At 64.1% G+C, this 17,182-nt stretch carries 14 protein-coding genes; 6 read left to right on the top strand and 8 right to left on the bottom strand.

Annotated elements, in window-relative coordinates; translation table 11 throughout:
- Positions 1 to 80: 80 nt before the first annotated feature.
- Together queF and ABE456_RS20990 are read right to left on the bottom strand one after the other, a co-directional pair.
- Positions 81 to 911: an NADPH-dependent 7-cyano-7-deazaguanine reductase QueF gene (gene queF / locus ABE456_RS20995; protein WP_346645637.1), complete on the bottom strand. Its 831-nt coding sequence runs from the start codon at positions 909 to 911 to the stop codon at positions 81 to 83.
- A 68-nt stretch (positions 912 to 979) separates the two neighbouring features.
- On the bottom strand, positions 980 to 1,525 hold the full coding sequence (locus ABE456_RS20990; protein WP_346645636.1) for a plastocyanin/azurin family copper-binding protein: 546 nt from the start codon (positions 1,523 to 1,525) through the stop codon (positions 980 to 982).
- Between the two features lie 260 nt (positions 1,526 to 1,785).
- Between ABE456_RS20990 and cinR the strand changes: the two genes are divergently transcribed.
- Together cinR and ABE456_RS20980 are read left to right on the top strand one after the other, a co-directional pair.
- Positions 1,786 to 2,466 (top strand): two-component system response regulator CinR, encoded by a 681-nt coding sequence (cinR, locus tag ABE456_RS20985; protein WP_346645635.1) that lies wholly within the window; start codon positions 1,786 to 1,788, stop codon positions 2,464 to 2,466.
- The gene (locus tag ABE456_RS20980) at positions 2,463 to 3,815 is read left to right on the top strand and encodes a heavy metal sensor histidine kinase (RefSeq protein ID WP_346645634.1); all 1,353 of its coding nucleotides are present in this window, start codon (positions 2,463 to 2,465) and stop codon (positions 3,813 to 3,815) included. The genes cinR and ABE456_RS20980 overlap by 4 nt, the downstream gene beginning before the upstream one ends.
- Positions 3,816 to 3,958: 143 nt before the next feature.
- Here ABE456_RS20980 and ABE456_RS20975 read toward each other — a convergent pair whose 3' ends face one another.
- The 3 genes from ABE456_RS20975 to ABE456_RS20965 all read right to left on the bottom strand — a co-directional run bounded on the left by ABE456_RS20975 (position 3,959) and on the right by ABE456_RS20965 (position 7,203).
- Positions 3,959 to 5,200, bottom strand: coding sequence for a lipoprotein-releasing ABC transporter permease subunit (locus ABE456_RS20975; RefSeq protein WP_346645633.1), 1,242 nt, complete (start codon positions 5,198 to 5,200; stop codon positions 3,959 to 3,961).
- Between the two features lie 61 nt (positions 5,201 to 5,261).
- Positions 5,262 to 5,945, bottom strand: coding sequence for a lipoprotein-releasing ABC transporter ATP-binding protein LolD (gene lolD / locus ABE456_RS20970; RefSeq protein WP_346645632.1), 684 nt, complete (start codon positions 5,943 to 5,945; stop codon positions 5,262 to 5,264).
- Between the two features lie 7 nt (positions 5,946 to 5,952).
- On the bottom strand, positions 5,953 to 7,203 hold the full coding sequence (locus tag ABE456_RS20965; protein ID WP_346645631.1) for a lipoprotein-releasing ABC transporter permease subunit: 1,251 nt from the start codon (positions 7,201 to 7,203) through the stop codon (positions 5,953 to 5,955).
- A gap of 93 nt (positions 7,204 to 7,296) precedes the next feature.
- On the opposite strand from ABE456_RS20965, the gene ABE456_RS20960 reads away from it, so the two are divergent.
- Together ABE456_RS20960 and ABE456_RS20955 are read left to right on the top strand one after the other, a co-directional pair.
- Positions 7,297 to 7,881, top strand: a complete 585-nt coding sequence (locus ABE456_RS20960) for a PilZ domain-containing protein (protein ID WP_346645630.1) — start codon at positions 7,297 to 7,299, stop codon at positions 7,879 to 7,881.
- A gap of 31 nt (positions 7,882 to 7,912) precedes the next feature.
- Positions 7,913 to 8,629 (top strand): glycerophosphodiester phosphodiesterase, encoded by a 717-nt coding sequence (locus ABE456_RS20955; protein WP_346645629.1) that lies wholly within the window; start codon positions 7,913 to 7,915, stop codon positions 8,627 to 8,629.
- Positions 8,630 to 8,677: 48 nt separating this feature from the next.
- On the opposite strand, the gene sthA is transcribed toward ABE456_RS20955, so the two are convergent.
- The 3 genes from sthA to ABE456_RS20940 form a co-directional block, all read right to left on the bottom strand.
- The gene (gene sthA / locus ABE456_RS20950) at positions 8,678 to 10,072 is read right to left on the bottom strand and encodes a Si-specific NAD(P)(+) transhydrogenase (protein ID WP_346645628.1); all 1,395 of its coding nucleotides are present in this window, start codon (positions 10,070 to 10,072) and stop codon (positions 8,678 to 8,680) included.
- Between the two features lie 204 nt (positions 10,073 to 10,276).
- Positions 10,277 to 11,275: an FAD:protein FMN transferase gene (locus ABE456_RS20945; protein WP_346645627.1), complete on the bottom strand. Its 999-nt coding sequence runs from the start codon at positions 11,273 to 11,275 to the stop codon at positions 10,277 to 10,279.
- Positions 11,276 to 11,519: 244 nt separating this feature from the next.
- Complete coding sequence (locus tag ABE456_RS20940) at positions 11,520 to 12,983, bottom strand: glyceraldehyde-3-phosphate dehydrogenase (protein WP_346645626.1); 1,464 nt, start codon at positions 12,981 to 12,983, stop codon at positions 11,520 to 11,522.
- A 167-nt stretch (positions 12,984 to 13,150) separates the two neighbouring features.
- On the opposite strand from ABE456_RS20940, the gene mfd reads away from it, so the two are divergent.
- Together mfd and ABE456_RS20930 are read left to right on the top strand one after the other, a co-directional pair.
- Positions 13,151 to 16,600, top strand: coding sequence for a transcription-repair coupling factor (mfd, locus tag ABE456_RS20935; protein WP_346645625.1), 3,450 nt, complete (start codon positions 13,151 to 13,153; stop codon positions 16,598 to 16,600).
- Between the two features lie 9 nt (positions 16,601 to 16,609).
- Positions 16,610 to 17,182, top strand: a complete 573-nt coding sequence (locus tag ABE456_RS20930; RefSeq protein ID WP_346645624.1) for a CsiV family protein — start codon at positions 16,610 to 16,612, stop codon at positions 17,180 to 17,182.

Genomic DNA, 17,182 nt, shown 5'->3' with positions numbered 1-17,182 from the left:
GATTCGAACCTTGCGCTGCACCTGTAGGCGCGGCCTTATGTCGCGACGGGCCGCAAAGCGGCCCCCGGCGTACCAGCCCCTTACTGCCGAACCAGGCGCTTGTTATCCGGGCTGATCGCCCCAGTGCTGCGGTACGGGTTGATATCCAGCCCACCCCGGCGCACATAACGCGCATACACGGTCAGGTGCTCTGGCTGCAGCAGGTTCTTCAAATCCAGGTAAATGCGCTCCACGCACTGCTCATGGAAGTCGGCATGCTGGCGGAAGCTGATCAGGTAGGTCAGCAGGCTGGCATGGTCCAGTGCCCTGCCCTTGTACTCGACCACCACGCTACCCCAGTCTGGTTGGCCGGTAACCGGGCAGTTGGACTTCAGCAGGTGGCTGTGCAAGGTCTCTTCCACCAGCCGCTCTGGGTTGCAACGCAGCAGTTCAGGTTGTGGCTGCTCGTAGTTGCTGATGGCCACGTCCAGCACATCGATGCACTGCCCCGGCAAGGCCACCACGCCCTGCGCCTCGACCTCGGCCAAGGTGCGCACCTTCACCCCCACCGGCTTGCCAGCGGCGGCGGACAGGTCTTTCTCCAGGCAGGCCTGCAGCTCACCCAGCGAGGCAAACACCGTTTGGTTCAGCGAGTTGAGGTACAGCTTGAACGACTTGGACTCGATGATGTTCGGCGAATCGGCCGGGATGGCGAACTCGCCAATCGCCACCACCGGCTTGCCCGAAGGCAGCAGCCAGCTCAGTTCGAAGCAGTTCCAGTAATCCACACCCTGCCAGGGCAAGGTCTGGGCAGTAACGCCCAGCTCGGCCCATTTGGCAGTACGCGGGATCGGGAACAGTTGCTCCGGGGAGTAGGTGGCGATGTATTCGCTGGACTTGCCCAGCGGGGAGTGTTCGGCAGCGGGATGCATGGAAACTGACCTGAAGGTTCGAAATTGCCCCTAGTCTACCGGTTTTGCACCCCGCCTTGCAGGGCAAGTCACTCGATGGTCAATGCCCCGACCATACCGGCCTGGTAATGCCCCGGCACGTTGCAGGCAAACTCGATGGGTGCCGACTTACGGAAGGTCCAGGTCAGCTCGGCGCGCTGGCCGGGCATCACCAGCACGGTGTTGCCGCCGCCGTGACCATGGCCGGCGCCGTGGTCCATTTGCTGCCCGTGGTTCATCATCTGGCCATGGTTCATCATCTGACCGTGGTCCATGCCCTCATGGTTCATGCCTGCGGTGAACATCTTGCCCTGCATGGCGATCATTTCCTTCTGGTGCTCGGCATGCATGGCCTTGTCGCCCAGGTTGAATTCGTGGGGCAGCTTGCCCTCGTTGATCAGTACGAAGCGCACCGTCTCACCGGCCTTTACGTGAAGGCTCTTGGGCTCGAAGGCAATATCCTTGAGCAACACTTCGACCGTGCGGGTGGCCTTGGCCGCCGCGGCCGGCTCGCCAAAGGCGAAGGTTTGCGCCTCGCCAGCGAAGGTTGGCAGGCTGGCCAGGGCAAGAGTGGCGGCGATGAACAGGCGTTTCATGATGACTCCGGGAATACACAACGGGATGAGACCACCTTAGTCAGGGGCGACTGGCAGCTACCTGACAGGGAGATTACAACTTTGTCAGCTTGAGCGGCCCTGGACTTCGTCACGTATCATTTCAGCATCACTCGGTCCCTTTGGGAGCGGGTTCACCCGCGAACACCGGCGAAGCCGGTGCCATCTACCGTGTTGGATTCTTCGCGGGCAAACCCGCTCCCACAGGGGCTTTGCATCGCCTGCTGGAGTCAAGCCACCTGATGAAACTACTGATCGTCGAAGACCAGGCCCGCACCGGCCAGTACCTGAGCCAGGGTCTGAGCGAGGCCGGCTTTGCCACCGAGTTGGCCGCCGATGGCGAAACCGGCCAATTTCTGGCCCTGACCGGCGACCACGACCTGCTGATCCTCGACGTGATGCTGCCCGGCCGGGACGGCTGGCAGATCCTCCAGGCCGTACGCCAGGCCGGCCTGGACACGCCAGTGCTGTTCCTTACCGCCCGCGACGCCGTCGAGGATCGGGTGCATGGCCTGGAATTGGGCGCCGATGATTACCTGGTCAAGCCGTTCGCCTTCTCCGAACTGCTGGCCCGGGTGCGCAGCCTGCTACGCCGTGGCGCCAGCCCCAGCCAGGACACCACCCTGGGCCTGGCCGACCTGCGCCTGGACCTGATCCGCCGCCGCGCAGAGCGTGCCGGCCAGCGCATCGACCTGACCGCCAAGGAGTTTGCCCTGCTCGAACTGCTGCTGCGCCGCCAGGGTGAGGTGCTGCCGAAATCGCTGATCGCCTCGCAGGTGTGGGACATGAACTTCGACAGCGACACCAACGTGATCGAGGTGGCAATCCGCCGCCTGCGCCTGAAGATCGACGACCCGCACCCCAACAAGCTGATCCACACCGTGCGCGGCATGGGCTACGTACTCGAAGAGCGCGCCGAGTGATGCGCCAGGTTTCTCTCGGCAGCCGCCTGGCCCTGCTGTTCGCCGCCTGCACCGCTGCCGTCTCGCTGGGTGCCGGCCTGCTGTTCAGCCGTGCCAGCGAGCAGCACTTCGTCGAACTGGACCAGCAACTGCTGGACTCGCGCCTGTCGCTGTTCCGCACGCAACTGGCCGGCCTGACCAGCCCGGCCGAGCTGCAGGCGCGCCTGCCCGCCCTGCGCGAAGAGCTCAGCCACCAGGCCGACCTGCCCCTGCGCATCAGCGGCAGCGACGGCGCCACCTGGTTTGAAAGCCGCAGCGGGCTGCCGCAGGCACCACTGCCCGCCGGGCTGGCCACCCTGCATGCGCAAGGCACCGACTACCGCAGCCTGGCCGTGCACCTGGCGCAGGGCACGCCACAATCGCCGCAACTGACCCTGTACCTCGACATCACCCACCACCAGCACTTCCTGCAGGGCATGCAACGCCTGATCTGGCTGACTGTCGGCCTGTCGGCGCTGGCCACCGCGCTGCTCGGCGCCTGGGCCGCACGCAGTGGCCTGCGCCCGTTGCGGCAGATGGGCCAGGTGGCCGCCAGCGTGTCGGCACGCTCGCTCACTACCCGCCTGCCGGTGGCACAGATGCCCGAAGAGCTGGCCGAACTCGCCACGGCCATGAACGCCATGCTGCAGCGCCTGGACGATGCCTTCCAGCGCCTGTCGGCGTTTTCTGCCGACATCGCCCACGAGCTGCGCACACCGCTGTCCAACCTGCTGACCCACACCCAGGTCACCCTCACCCGCCCGCGCAGCCTCGAAGAGTACCGGGAGGCACTGCATGGCAACCTGGAGGAACTGCAGTGGATGGCGCAGATGATCAACGACATGCTGTTCCTGGCCAAGGCCGACCATGGCCTGCTGGTGCCGGGACAGGCGCCTTTGGCGCTGCATGAGGAGGTGGATGCGCTGCTGGAGTACTACGCACCGCTGGCCGAAGACAGCGAGATACAGATGCACCGCGAGGGTGAGGCCCTGCTGCAGGGCGACCGGCACATGCTGCGCCGCGCGCTGTCCAACCTGCTGGATAACGCCTTGCGCTTTACCCCGGCGGGTGGGCAGATACGGGTGACGCTGGGGCCCGGGCCGAGAGTTAGCGTGGCCAATACCGGGGCGGCTATCGAAGCCGCTGCTTTACCGCGGTTGTTCGACCGTTTTTACCGGGTGGACCCGGCGCGGCGCGAAGGCAGTAGCGAGCATGCGGGGTTGGGGCTGGCGATTACCCGGTCAATCGTGCAAGCCCATGGCGGGCGCATTCGGGCGGAGTGTGAGGGTGGCTGGACCCGTTTCGTGATCGAGTTCACTAATGGCCTGTGAACCGGGGGCTGCTTTGCAGCCCATCGCGACACAAGGCCGCTCCCACAGGGGACCGCGATCCATTCAGGTTGACGCGAACCCTTGTAGGAGCGGCCTTGTGTCGCGATAGGGGCGCAAAGCGCCCCCAAAAATCTCAGAGGAAACTATACAGCCAGGCCAATCGCCGGCTGCACCTGCGACGCCCGGTAAGCCGGATAAATGGTCGCCAGGAAGCTCATCACCAGCCCAGCGGTGCAGATCATCACCACATCCCCCCACTGCAACTGCGACGGCAGGCTGCTGACGAAGTACACATCCGAAGTAAAGATGTGCTGCCCGCTCACCCGCTCCAGCCAACCGACGATCTGGCTGACGTTGAACGCCGCAATTACCCCCAGCACGCCACCAATCAACGTGCCGACAATACCGATCAGGCTGCCCTGGACCATGAACGTGCCCATGATCTGCGCCGGCGTGGCACCCAGGGTACGCAGGATGGCAATGTCCGGCCCCTTGTCGTTCACCACCATCACCAGGGTGGCGATGATGTTGAACGCCGCCACCGCGATGATCATCATCAACAGCAGGCCGATCATGGTCTTTTCCATCTTCATGGCGCTGAACAGGCTGCCCTGGGTGTGCGACCAGTCATCGGCACGGTAGCCGTCGCCAAGCCCGGCGGCGATGGCCTTGGATACCTGCGGTGCGGCATACAGGTCGTGCAGCTTCAGGCGCACCCCCTGCACCTGGCCCGCTGCCCAGCGCTGCATCTCAGCGGCATCGGCCACGTGGATGTACGCCTGCGAACCGTCCAGCTCGGCACCGACCTTGAAGATGCCAACCACGGTCAGGCGCTGCATGCGCGGGGTGATGCCGCCCGGTTCCTTGCTGATTTCCGGCACGATCAGGGTCAGCTTGTCGCCAGTGTTCAGGCGGAAGCGCCGTGCCGTCAGCTCGCCGATGACCACGCCGAACTCACCCGGCTGCAGGTCCTGCAGGCGGCCCTGGACGATGTGCTGGCCAACGATCGAGACCTTGCTCTCCTCGGCCGGGTCGATACCGCCAACCTGGATCGGCTGCATCGCCCCCTTGTACGACAGCATGCCTTCCATTTCGGTAATCGGCGCCGCCGCCATCACCGCCGGGTTCTGCATGGCGGCGTCGGCCACTTTGTGCCAGTCGTCCAGCGGCTGCACGCCCAGGATGGCGGCATGCGGTACCAGGCCGAGAATGCGCGAGCTCATTTCACGCTGGAAGCCGTTCATCACCGACAGCACCACGATCATCGCCAGCACGCCCAGCGACAGGCCGATCATCGAGGTCATCGAGATGAACGAGATGAAGTGGTTGCGGCGCTTGGCTCGGGTGTAGCGTGCGCCGATGAAGATGGGCAAGGGTCTGAACATGTACGAAAACACCCAATGAAAACAGGAAAACGGGGCAGCACCTGCTACCCCGTGCAATCGATCAGATCGCCACCAGGTGGCCGTCGTCGAGTTTCAACACACGGTCCATCTGGCGCGCCAGGTTGAGGTCGTGGGTGACCACCAGGAACGCCGTGCGCGAAGCGCTGGACAGCTCCTGCATCAGCTCCTGGATGCCCTGCGCGGTGTGGTGGTCGAGGTTGCCGGTCGGCTCGTCGAGCATCACCAGGCCTGGGCGGTTGACCAGTGCCCGGGCAATCGCCACCCGCTGGCGCTCACCGCCGGACAACTCGGCCGGCTTGTGGTTCAAGCGGTGGCCAAGGCCCACGCGCTTGAGCAGCGCCTCGGCACGCTCACGGGCCTCGGGGATGGGCGTGCGGCCGATCAGCAGCGGCATGCACACGTTCTCGATGGCAGTGAACTCCGGCAACAGGTGGTGGAACTGGTAGACAAAGCCCAGTTCACGGTTGCGCAGCAGGCCGCGGGCGCGCTCGCCCAGTGCCGACAGCTCTTCGCCGGCCAGCCAGACGCTGCCCTGGGTCGGCCGGTCGAGGCCGCCCAGCAGGTTGAGCAAGGTACTCTTGCCCGAGCCGGAGCTACCAACGATGGCCACCCGCTCACCGGCGTGCAGTTCGAGGTTGAGCCCGGCCAGCACCTGCACCGACTCCGGGCCCTCGTCATAGGACTTGCCCAGGTTGCGGCAACTCAGAACGGCTTTATCACTCATGCGCGACTCACTCATAACGTAGCGCCTCTGCAGGCTGGGTGCGGGCCGCACGCCAGGCCGGGTACAGGGTGGCGAAGAAACTCAGGACCAGCGCCGCACCACAGACCATGTACACGTCCTGGGCCTGGATCTGCGACGGCAGGTAATCGATGAAGTACACGTCGGCATTGAGGAACTTGTGCCCGATCAGTTTCTCGATGCCGGCGATCACCGCGCTCACGTTCAGCGCGGCGACAATTCCGACCACGGCGCCGATCAGGGTACCTATCACCCCGATCACCGTGCCCTGGACCATGAAGATGAGCATGATCTGCCCTGGCGTGGCGCCCAACGTGCGCAGGATGGCAATGTCACCGCGCTTGTCGTTGACCACCATTACCAGGGTGGAAATGATGTTGAACGCCGCCACCGCCACGATCAGCAGCAACAGCAGGCCGATCATGGCCTTTTCCATGCGGATTGCCTGGTACAGGTTGCCGTGGGTGCGGGTCCAGTCACGGCTGTAGTATTCCTGGTCACCCAACTGCTGGGCGATGCTCCAGGCTACACGCGGCGCCTGGAACAGGTCGTCGAACTTCAGGCGCAGGCCCTGCACCTGGTCGGGCTTCCAGCGGTGCAGTCGGGACAGGTCGCTGATGTTGGTCAGGCCCAGGTAGCCGTCGATCTCGCCCGCGCCCACGTGGAAGGTACCGACCACGGTGAAGCGCTTCATGCGCGGGAACATGCCGGCCGGGGTCACGCTGACCTCGGGGGCGACGAAGGTGAGCTTGTCGCCAATGGCCACACCCAGCTTGGCCGCAGCCTTGTCGCCGATCATGATGCCCCACTCGCCCGGCGCCAGCTGGTCGAGGCGGCCTTGCAGCACGAACTTGTCGATGATCGACACCTCGCGCTCACGGGCCGGGTCGATGCCGTTGAGCAACACCTTCTGCACCTTGCCATCATGGGTCAGCAGGCCCTGCATCTGGGTGAACGGCGCAACCGCCAGCACCTGCGGATTCTGCTTTACTTGTTGGGCAAGGGCCGGCCAGTCGGCTATGGGCTGGCCGCTCTCCAGCGTGGCATGGGGGATCATGCCCAGCACGCGGGTGCGCATCTCGTGGTCGAAACCGTTCATCACCGACAACACCACGATCATCACCACCACGCCCAGGGCGAGGCCGATCATCGAGGTCAGGGAAATGAACGAGACGAAGTGATTGCGACGTTTGGCACGGGTATAACGCGTGCCGATGAATGCGAAAAGAGGTCTGAACATGTCGGGGCTTGTTCGGATGAAAGGGAACGTCCTTGTGGCGAGGCGCCTACGGCGGCTTTACACTCGGACCACCGCCGCTACCTTGGGTTCGCCATGACGACATTAGACGAAGAAGATCGCCGCGAATACTACCGCATCGAAGATCGGATCGCACTTCAAATCAGCCCTCTCAGCGCGGCCGAAGCCCTTGACCCAGATGTGTTGCAAGATGATTCCCCGCTGTTCAACCTGCTTAGCGAACTGCACCTGTCCGACTTCGAGTCGCAGCACCTGCTACGCCAGCTGAGCGACAAGGACCGCACCCTCGCCGCCTTCCTCAAGGCACAGAACAAACGCCTCGACCTGCTCAGCGCAGTCGTCGCCCAGACCCTGATCGGCGAAGTGGGCCAACCCCAGCCGGTAGTCATCTCCGAGGGCGGCATCGAGTTCACGCAAGCCACGCCGGTTGCACCCGGCACCCAGGTAAAAGTGAAAATGGTGCTGATGCCGCGCGCCCACGGCCTGCTGCTGCGCGGTAAAGTCAGCCATTGCGACCCGCGCGCAGGGGTCGGCTTTGATATCGGTACCGAATTCATCGACATGACCGACGCCCAACGGCAACTGCTGGCCCGCTATATCCTGCAGCGCCAGCAACAACAACGGCGCCAGCAACTGGAACAGAGCGGCCCCGCCTCCTGAGCCTATTACTCTCTGATTTGAAGGAACGAACGTGACCCTGATCTACGGCCATCGCGGCGCCAAGGGCGAAGCGCCCGAGAACACCCTGAAGAGCTTTCAGCAATGCCTGGCCCATGGCGTGACCCGCTGCGAGCTGGACCTGCACCTGTCGGCCGACAACGAGCTGATGGTGATCCACGACCCTACCCTCAAGCGCACCACTGGCCGACGCGGCAAGGTGGTCGAGCACCCGGCCGCCGACCTGATCAAGATCGATGCCCGCAAAGGCGGCCCGGGGCACGTACAGCCCTGCCCCATCCCGAAACTGGAAGAACTGTTCGAAAAATGCCCGTTCGAGCACTGGCAGCTAGAGGTGAAGAGCGCATCGCGCACCCGTGCCGCCACCACTGTGCTGGCAATCCGCGAACTGGCCCAGCAGTACGGCCTGCTGGACAAGGTAACCATCACCTCCAGCTCACGCGAAGTGCTGGGTGCCGCGCAGGAACTGGTACCGGACGTGAAACGCGGGCTGGTAGCCGAGTACGCCTGGCTCGACCCATTGAAGGTGGCACAGAACTATGGCTGCGAGCTGCTGGCATTGAACTGGACACTGTGCACCCCCGAGCGCCTGCTGAAAGCGCAGGGCCAGGGTTTGCACGTGTCGGTATGGACAGTCAACGAACCGGCACTGATGCGCCGGCTAGCTGACTTTGGCGTGGACAGCCTGATTACAGACTTTCCCGGTTTGGCCAAGACCACCCTCGGGTAGGGTTGAAATCGGTCTCTCCGACCGGCTCAGGCCACCGGTCGGAGCCGCTCAAAAAAGCCGGTTCAGGCCATCGTAGGCAGCTACCCGATAGGCTTCGGCCATGGTCGGGTAGTTGAACGTGGTGTTGACGAAGTACTTCAGGTTGTTGTGCTCACCCGGCTGGTTCATGATCGCCTGGCCGATGTGAACGATCTCCGAAGCCTGGTAGCCGAAGCAGTGCACGCCAAGGATTTCCAGGGTTTCGCGGTGGAACAGGATCTTCAGCATGCCTTGCGGCTCGCCGGCGATCTGCGCACGGGCCATGCCCTTGAAGAAGGCCTTGCCCACTTCGTAAGGCACCTTGGCCTGGGTCAGCTCCTGCTCGTTCTTGCCGATCGAGCTGATCTCCGGAATGGTGTAGATGCCGGTCGGCACGTCATTGACGAAGCGCCAGCTGCCATTGTCGACGATGCTGCCAGCGGCCGAGCGGCCCTGGTCATGGGCGGCACTGGCCAGGCTTGGCCAGCCGATCACGTCACCGGCGCCGTAGATGTTCGGCACGGTGGTGCGGTAGGCCTCGTCGACCTCGATCTGGCCGCGGCTGTTGACCTTGATGCCGATGTTTTCCAGGCCCAGCTTGTCGGTGTTGCCGGTACGGCCGTTGCACCACAGCAAGGCGTCGGCCTTGATCTTCTTGCCCGACTTCAGGTGCAGGATCACCCCGTTGTCCAGGCCTTCGACGCGCTCGTACTCTTCGTTGTGGCGCACGGTGATGTTGTTGTTGCTGAAGTGGTAGCTCAGCGCCTGGGAAATTTCCGAGTCGAGGAAGCTCAGCAGCTGGCCACGGTTGTCGACCAGCTCTACCAATACGCCCAGGCCGCTGAAGATCGAGGCGTACTCACAACCGATCACGCCGGCACCGTACACGATCAGCTTGCGCGGGGTGTGGCTGAGGCTGAGGATAGTATCGCTGTCGTAGACGCGCGGGTGGTGGAAGTCGATGTCGGCCGGGCGGTACGGGCGCGAGCCGGTAGCGATGATGATGTGCTTGGCGTTGAGTTTTTCGACCACGCCGTTCGGGCACACCACTTCAACGGTTTGCTCGTCGGCGAAGCTGCCGGTGCCGAAGAACACGTCAACGCGGTTACGGGCGTAGTAACCGGTGCGCGAGGCCACCTGCTTGGCAATCACCTTCTCGGCGCTTTTCAGCACGTCCGGGAACGAGAACCAGCGCGGCTCGCCGATGGCGCGGAACATCGTGTTGGTGTTGAACTGCATGATCTGCCGCACCGAGTGACGCAGTGCCTTGGACGGGATGGTACCCAGGTGCGTGCAGTTGCCACCGACCTGGCGACGGTCATCGACCATCGCTACCTTGCGCCCTGCTTTGGCGGCGTTCATTGCCGCGCCTTCACCGGCCGGGCCGGAACCCAGCACCACTACGTCGTAGTTGTAGACAGCCATGCGTACTCCTTCAGAACTGGCCCGCAAGCCACGGTCGCTCGCGGGGCGCGATCATGCCGCCGGGGCGTCATGAGAAAATTCGGGTGCAGTCTAATCAAGCGTGAACGCCGCGCACATTAACCCTTGGTCGCGTCGTAGGCCAATTTTGCCCGCACTACATATGGTTCACCCATTCCCTGGCGGCGATCATCCCTGCTTGTGCTTTCACTCGCCTTTCATTGCCCGTTCGAATGCGGGCGTAGCTCGGGAGACGAAGCCACCCTCGGCCCGAGTCACCAATACTGCGGCCAGGCCATGCGCCACGGCAAAATCCCAGCCACGTTCCGGGCCGAGGATCAGCAGCAGCGTCGAATAGCCATCGGCCTGCAGTGCCGAGGCGTCCAGCACGGTGACGGCGGCCAGGTCATGTTCAACCGGGCGCCCGAGGCGGGCATCGAAGGTGTGCGAATAGCGCCGGCCATTCTCCTCGAAATAGTGCCGATAGTCACCCGAGGTTGATACTGAAAGGCCATTGACCGGGATGATCTGGCGGGCGATCTGGCGGTCTTCACGGGGCAACTCCAGGGCGATGCGCCAGGGGCTGCCATCGGGCTTGCGGCCAACCGCCTTGAGCTCGCCGGTGGCCTCGGCGACGAAACTGGCCACGCCCATGGCCTGCAAGCGTGCGGCAATCAAGTCGACAGCGTGGCCGGCGGCGATGCTGTTGAAGTCGAGCTGCACCGGGGCGTCCTTGCACAAGGCCTGGCCTTCGATGCGCAGGTGCTGGTAGCCCACGCGCTGGCGAACCTTGGCCAGGGCTTGTGGATCGGGTATTTGCTCGTGGCGGGCCTGGGGGCCGAAGCCCCACAGATCCAGCAAAGGTTCGACGGTGAGATCGAAGGCGCCATCGCTCTGCTCGGCCAGGTGCTGGCCGAGGCTGACCAATTCGAGCATGTCGGCCGGCAGGGCCATGCAGTGGTTGGCGGGCAACTGGTTGAAACGGCTGACGGTGGAGTCGCCGCGGTAGGTCGAGTAGTGCTGATCGATGTCGCGCAGGATGGTTTCGACCGCTGCCTGCACCTGCGCCGGCGCAGGGCCGCCGGGCTCGCGGACGTACTGGATGCTGTAGCTGCTGCCCATGGTCGGGCCGCCCAGGCGCTCCAGGGTGGGGCCCTGGTTGCAGGCGGTGAGGAGCAGGAGGATGAAAAGCAAGGCTATGCGCAAGGATTGGCTTCTCGGTTGCCAGTACCGGCCTCTTCGCGGGTAAACCCGCTCCCACAGGGATATCACAGGCTTTGAAAGCTGTGACAATCCTGCAGGGCCCTACATGGATATCACAACCCTTGAAAGCGGTGATATCCCTGTGGGAGCGGGTTCACCCGCGAAAGGGCCGGCACTGGCAACTCAAATTCTGGATAAAAAAACGGGAACCCGAAGGTTCCCGTTTTTTCATTGCCTTACAAGCGAATCAGCGTGGAAACGCTGGCGGGTTCACACCGGCCATGTCTTCCATCACGCGAACCACCTGGCAGCTGTAACCGAACTCGTTGTCGTACCAGACGTACAGGACAACGCGGTTGTCGTTGGCGATGGTCGCTTCAGCGTCAACCACACCGGCGTGGCGCGAGCCAACGAAGTCGGTCGAAACCACTTCCTGCGAGGCAACGTAGTCGATCTGCTTGTGCAGTTCCGAGTGCATGGCGGTCTGGCGCAGGTACTCGTTGATTTCGTCGCGGGTGGTGGCCTTTTCCAGGTTCAGGTTCAGGATGGCCATCGAAACGTTCGGCGTCGGAACGCGAATGGCGTTGCCGGTCAGCTTGCCCTTGAGCACTGGCAGTGCCTTGGCGGCAGCGGTGGCGGCGCCGGTTTCGGTGATTACCATGTTCAGCGGCGCGGCACGGCCACGGCGGCTGCCCTTGTGGAAGTTGTCGATCAGGTTCTGGTCGTTGGTGAACGAGTGAACGGTTTCGACGTGACCGTTAACGATACCGTACTGGTCGTTGATGGCCTTGAGCACCGGCACGATGGCGTTGGTGGTGCAGGAAGCGGCCGAGATGATCTTGTCATCGGCAGCGATGTCACCGTGGTTGATGCCGTGCACGATGTTCTTCAGCGCGCCCTTGCCAGGTGCGGTGAGGATCACGCGGGCAGCGCCCGGGCAGGCCAGGTGCTGGCCCAGGCCGTCGGCGTCACGCCATACGCCGGTGTTGTCGACGATCAGCGCGTTGTCGATGCCGTACTGGGTGTAGTCGACTTCGCTCGGGCTCTTGGCATAGATAACCTGGATCAGGTTGCCGTTGGCGGTGATGGTGTTGTTGGCTTCGTCGATGGTGATGGTGCCATCGAACGGGCCATGCACCGAGTCACGACGCAGCAGGCTGGCACGCTTGACCAGGTCGTTTTCGGCGCCTTTGCGCACGACGATGGCACGCAGGCGCAGGCCGTCGCCACCACCGGTCTTCTCGATCAGGATGCGCGCCAGCAGGCGGCCGATGCGGCCGAAGCCGTACAGGACAACGTCGGTGCCTTTGCGCGCCGAAGCGTTCTGCTGGCCAACTACTTCGGCCAGCTCTTCACGGACGAACTGCTCGGCAGTACGGCCGTTGCCTTCCTGCTTGAACTTGTTGGCCAGCTTGCCCAGGTCGACCGAAGCCGCGCCCAGTTTCAGCTCGCTCATGGCCTTGAGCAGGGGGAATGTCTCGTGGACGGACAGTTCGGTTTCGTCGGCTTGACGATGACGCGCAAAGCGGTGCGCCTTGAGGATCGAGATAACCGAACGGTTGATCAGGCTGCGGCCATAAATCGAGCTCACCACATTGTTGTTGCGGTAGAGCTGACCGATAAGCGGGATCATCGCTTCAGCCAGGGCTTCACGATCGATCCACTCACCAAGACACTGGTCGGGCTTCTGAGTCACGGGAACCTTCCACATGTAGGGACAGAAAAAAGGGGCTACATTATGACGCCCCAACACGGAACCGGCAATGAGCGCCTGTCGCGGCGATGCAAGCCAGCGTTCATGCCCTTTCGAGCCTGACAGCCGGCACCGTCACCGGTACAATCGATCTCTTTGCCGCAACGCTTGGAGTGCAATCTCCCGTGTCAGTTCTGCGCCTACCGCAAATGTCGGCCACGGCCGGCAAACAAACCTGGGGCAACCTGCCCGGTGCCGCCCTCAGCCTTGCCATCGCCGAGGCCGCCAGCAGCGCTGGCCGCTTCACCCTGCTGCTGACGGCCGACAGCCAGGCCGCCGACCGTCTGGAGCAGGAGCTGCGCTTCTTCGCCCCGGACCTGCCGGTGCTGCCGTTCCCCGATTGGGAAACCCTGCCCTACGACCTGTTCTCGCCGCACCAGGACATCATTTCCCAGCGAATTGCCAGCTTGTACCGCCTGCCGGAGCTGAGCCACGGCATCCTTGTGGTGCCGGTCACCACCGCCCTGCACCGCCTGGCGCCCACGCGCTTCCTGCTGGGCAGCAGCCTGGTGCTGGATGTGGGCCAGACCATCGACGTGGAGCAGATGCGCTCGCGCCTGGAGGCCAGCGGCTACCGTTGCGTCGACACCGTCTACGAGCATGGCGAGTTTGCCGTGCGCGGCGCGCTGATCGACCTGTTCCCGATGGGCAGCAAGCTGCCCTACCGCATCGACCTGTTCGATGACGAGATCGAGACGCTACGCACCTTCGACCCCGAGACCCAGCGCTCGATCGACAAGGTGGACTCGGTGCGCCTGCTGCCAGCGCGCGAATTCCCGATGCAGAAAGAGGAAGTAACCCGCTTCAAGGCGCGCTTTCGCGAGCGCTTCGACGTCGACTTCCGCCGCAGCGCGATCTTCCAGGACCTGGCCAGCGGCATCATTCCCGCCGGCATCGAGTACTACCTGCCGCTGTTCTTCGAAGAAACCTCGACCCTGTTCGACTACCTGCCGGCCGACACCCAGGTGTTCTCGCTGCCCGGTGTGGAACAGGCCGCCGAACACTTCTGGAACGACGTGCGCGGGCGCTATGAAGACCGCCGCGGCGACCTGAGCCGGCCGCTGCTGCCGCCGGCCGAGCTGTTCCTGCCGGTGGAAGACTGCTTCGCCCGGCTCAAGCAATGGCCACGGGTAGTGGTCAGCAGCGAAGACCTCGACCCGGGCGCTGGCCGCGAGCGCTTCCCGGCGCGCGCCCTGCCCAACCTGGCGATCGAGGCCAAGGCCAACCAGCCCCTGGCCGAACTGGCCAACTTCCTCGACCAGTTCCCCGGCCGCGTACTGTTCACCGCCGAATCGGCGGGCCGCCGCGAAGTACTGCTGGAGCTGCTTGAACGGCTGAAGCTGCGCCCGCAGACCGTCGACGGCTGGGCCGACTTCATCACCGGCGCCGAGCGCCTGGCCATAACCATCGCCCCGCTGGACGACGGCCTGCTGCTGGACGACCCGGCCATTGCCCTGGTTGCCGAAAGCCCATTGTTCGGCCAGCGGGTGATGCAACGCCGGCGCCGCGACAAGCGCGGTGAAACCGCCAACGACGCGGTTATCAAGAACCTTACCGAACTGCGCGAAGGCGCGCCGGTGGTGCACATTGACCATGGTGTGGGGCGCTACCTGGGCCTGGCCACCCTGGAAATCGACGGCCAGGCCGCCGAATTCCTTACCCTGGAATACGCCGAGAACGCCAAGCTTTACGTGCCGGTAGCCAACCTGCACCTGATCGCCCGCTACACCGGCAGCGACGATGCCCTGGCACCGCTGCACCGGTTGGGCTCGGAAGCCTGGCAGAAGGCCAAGCGCAAGGCCGCCGAACAGGTGCGCGACGTGGCGGCCGAACTGCTCGACATCTATGCCCGCCGTGCCGCGCGCAAGGGCTATGCGTTTGCCGACCCGTCTGCCGACTACGCCACCTTCAGCGCCGGCTTCCCGTTCGAGGAAACCCCCGACCAGCAAGCCGCCATCGAAGCCGTGCGCGCCGACATGCTGGCGCCCAAGCCGATGGACCGCCTGGTCTGCGGCGATGTGGGCTTCGGCAAGACCGAAGTGGCCATGCGCGCGGCGTTCATCGCCGTGCACAGTGGCCGCCAGGTGGCCGTGCTGGTGCCCACCACCCTGCTCGCCCAGCAGCACTACAACAGCTTCCGCGACCGCTTTGCCGACTGGCCGGTGACCGTGGAAGTGATGAGCCGCTTCAAGTCGGCCAAGGAAGTGGCCGCCGCGGCCGCAGACCTTGCCGAAGGCAAGATCGACATCCTCATCGGCACCCACAAGCTGCTGCAGGACGACGTGCGCTTCAAGGACCTGGGCCTGGCCATCATCGACGAAGAGCACCGCTTTGGCGTACGCCAGAAGGAACAGCTGAAGGCCCTGCGCAGCGAGGTCGACATCCTCACCCTCACCGCCACGCCGATCCCGCGCACGCTGAACATGGCGGTGGCGGGCATGCGCGACCTGTCGATCATCGCCACGCCGCCGGCGCGCCGCCTGTCGGTGCGCACCTTCGTCATGGAGCAGAACAAGAGCACGGTCAAGGAAGCGCTGCTGCGTGAACTGCTGCGCGGTGGCCAGGTGTACTACTTGCACAACGATGTGAAAACCATCGAGAAGTGCGCCGCAGACCTCGCCGAACTGGTGCCCGAGGCGCGCATTGGCATCGGCCACGGGCAGATGCGCGAGCGCGAGCTGGAACAGGTGATGAGCGACTTCTACCACAAGCGCTTCAACGTGCTGGTGGCCTCGACCATCATCGAAACCGGCATCGACGTACCCAGCGCCAACACCATCGTCATCGAGCGCGCCGACAAGTTCGGCCTGGCCCAGCTGCACCAACTGCGCGGCCGGGTTGGCCGTAGCCACCACCAGGCCTACGCCTACCTGCTGACGCCTACTCGGCAGAAAGTCAGTGCCGACGCCGAAAAGCGCCTGGAAGCCATCGCCAACACCCAGGACCTGGGCGCAGGCTTTGTGCTGGCCACCAACGACCTGGAAATCCGCGGTGCCGGCGAGCTGCTGGGCGAAGGCCAGAGCGGGCAGATCCAGGCGGTGGGCTTCACCCTGTACATGGAAATGCTCGAGCGCGCGGTCAAGGCGATCCGCAAGGGCACCCAGCCAAATCTTGAGCAGCCGCTGGGCGGTGGCCCGGAGATCAACCTGCGCCTGCCGGCGCTGATCCCCGAGGACTACCTGCCCGACGTGCATGCACGGCTGATCCTGTACAAGCGCATTGCCTCGGCGGCCGACGAAGAAGGCCTGAAAGACCTGCAAGTCGAGATGATCGACCGCTTCGGCCTGCTGCCGGACCCAACCAAGAACCTGATGCGCCTGACCTCGCTCAAGCTGCATGCGGAAAAGCTCGGCATCAAGAAAGTCGACGCCGGCCCCAACGGCGGCAAGCTCGAGTTCGAGGCCGAAACCCCGGTCGACCCGCTGACCCTGATCAAGCTGATCCAGGGCCAGCCCAAACGCTACAAGTTCGAAGGCGCCACCCAGTTCCGCTTCCTGGTGCCGATGGAACGCCCCGACGAACGTTTCAATACCCTGGAGGCGCTGTTCGAGCGCCTGACCCCACAGCCTGCCTAAGGAAGATCCATGCGTGCCATCCGTTGCCTGACCCTGCTGCTGGCGCTGTTCGCCCCAGCCGCCTTCGCCGAAGGCCTGTATCAGGTAGAAATGATCCTGGTGCGGCAGAACAGCGTGCCCGCCTTCACCAGCCCGTTCGCCCCTGAAGACTGGAGCGCCGGCGCCCCGCGCCTGGAGAAAGACGCCGAGCGCCGCCTGGCGCTGGAAGACGAAGTCACCCGCCTGGAAGCCACCGCCGACTACACCGTGCTGATGCACAAGGCCTGGCAGCAGCAAGTGGGCAGCGAACCCAGCCGCATTGCATTGGGCGACGGCGCCGAGCAGTTCGGCCACTTCCCCATCGAAGGCAACCTGAGCATCGCCGAAGGGCGCTTTATCGCGGTCGAGGCCAACTTCTGGGTCAACCAGCTGGACGGCAACGGCAGCGTCCTGCAAAGCGAGCAGTTCAAGCAGAGCAACAGCAACGTCAAGGGCGGCCAGCTGACCTTTCTCGACGGCGGGCACCTGGCCGTGCTGCTGAAGGTGACACCACCGGGTACGCCGAAAATGCCGGTGATGGACCCGGAGATGATGGAGCAGTGA

Origin of the sequence: Pseudomonas sp. TWI929, assembly GCF_039673335.1 — a bacterium.
Classification (GTDB): Bacteria; Pseudomonadota; Gammaproteobacteria; order Pseudomonadales; family Pseudomonadaceae; genus Aquipseudomonas.
The sequence above is the reverse complement of the archived record's forward strand: the minus strand, read 5'-3'. Positions and strand labels throughout refer to the sequence as shown.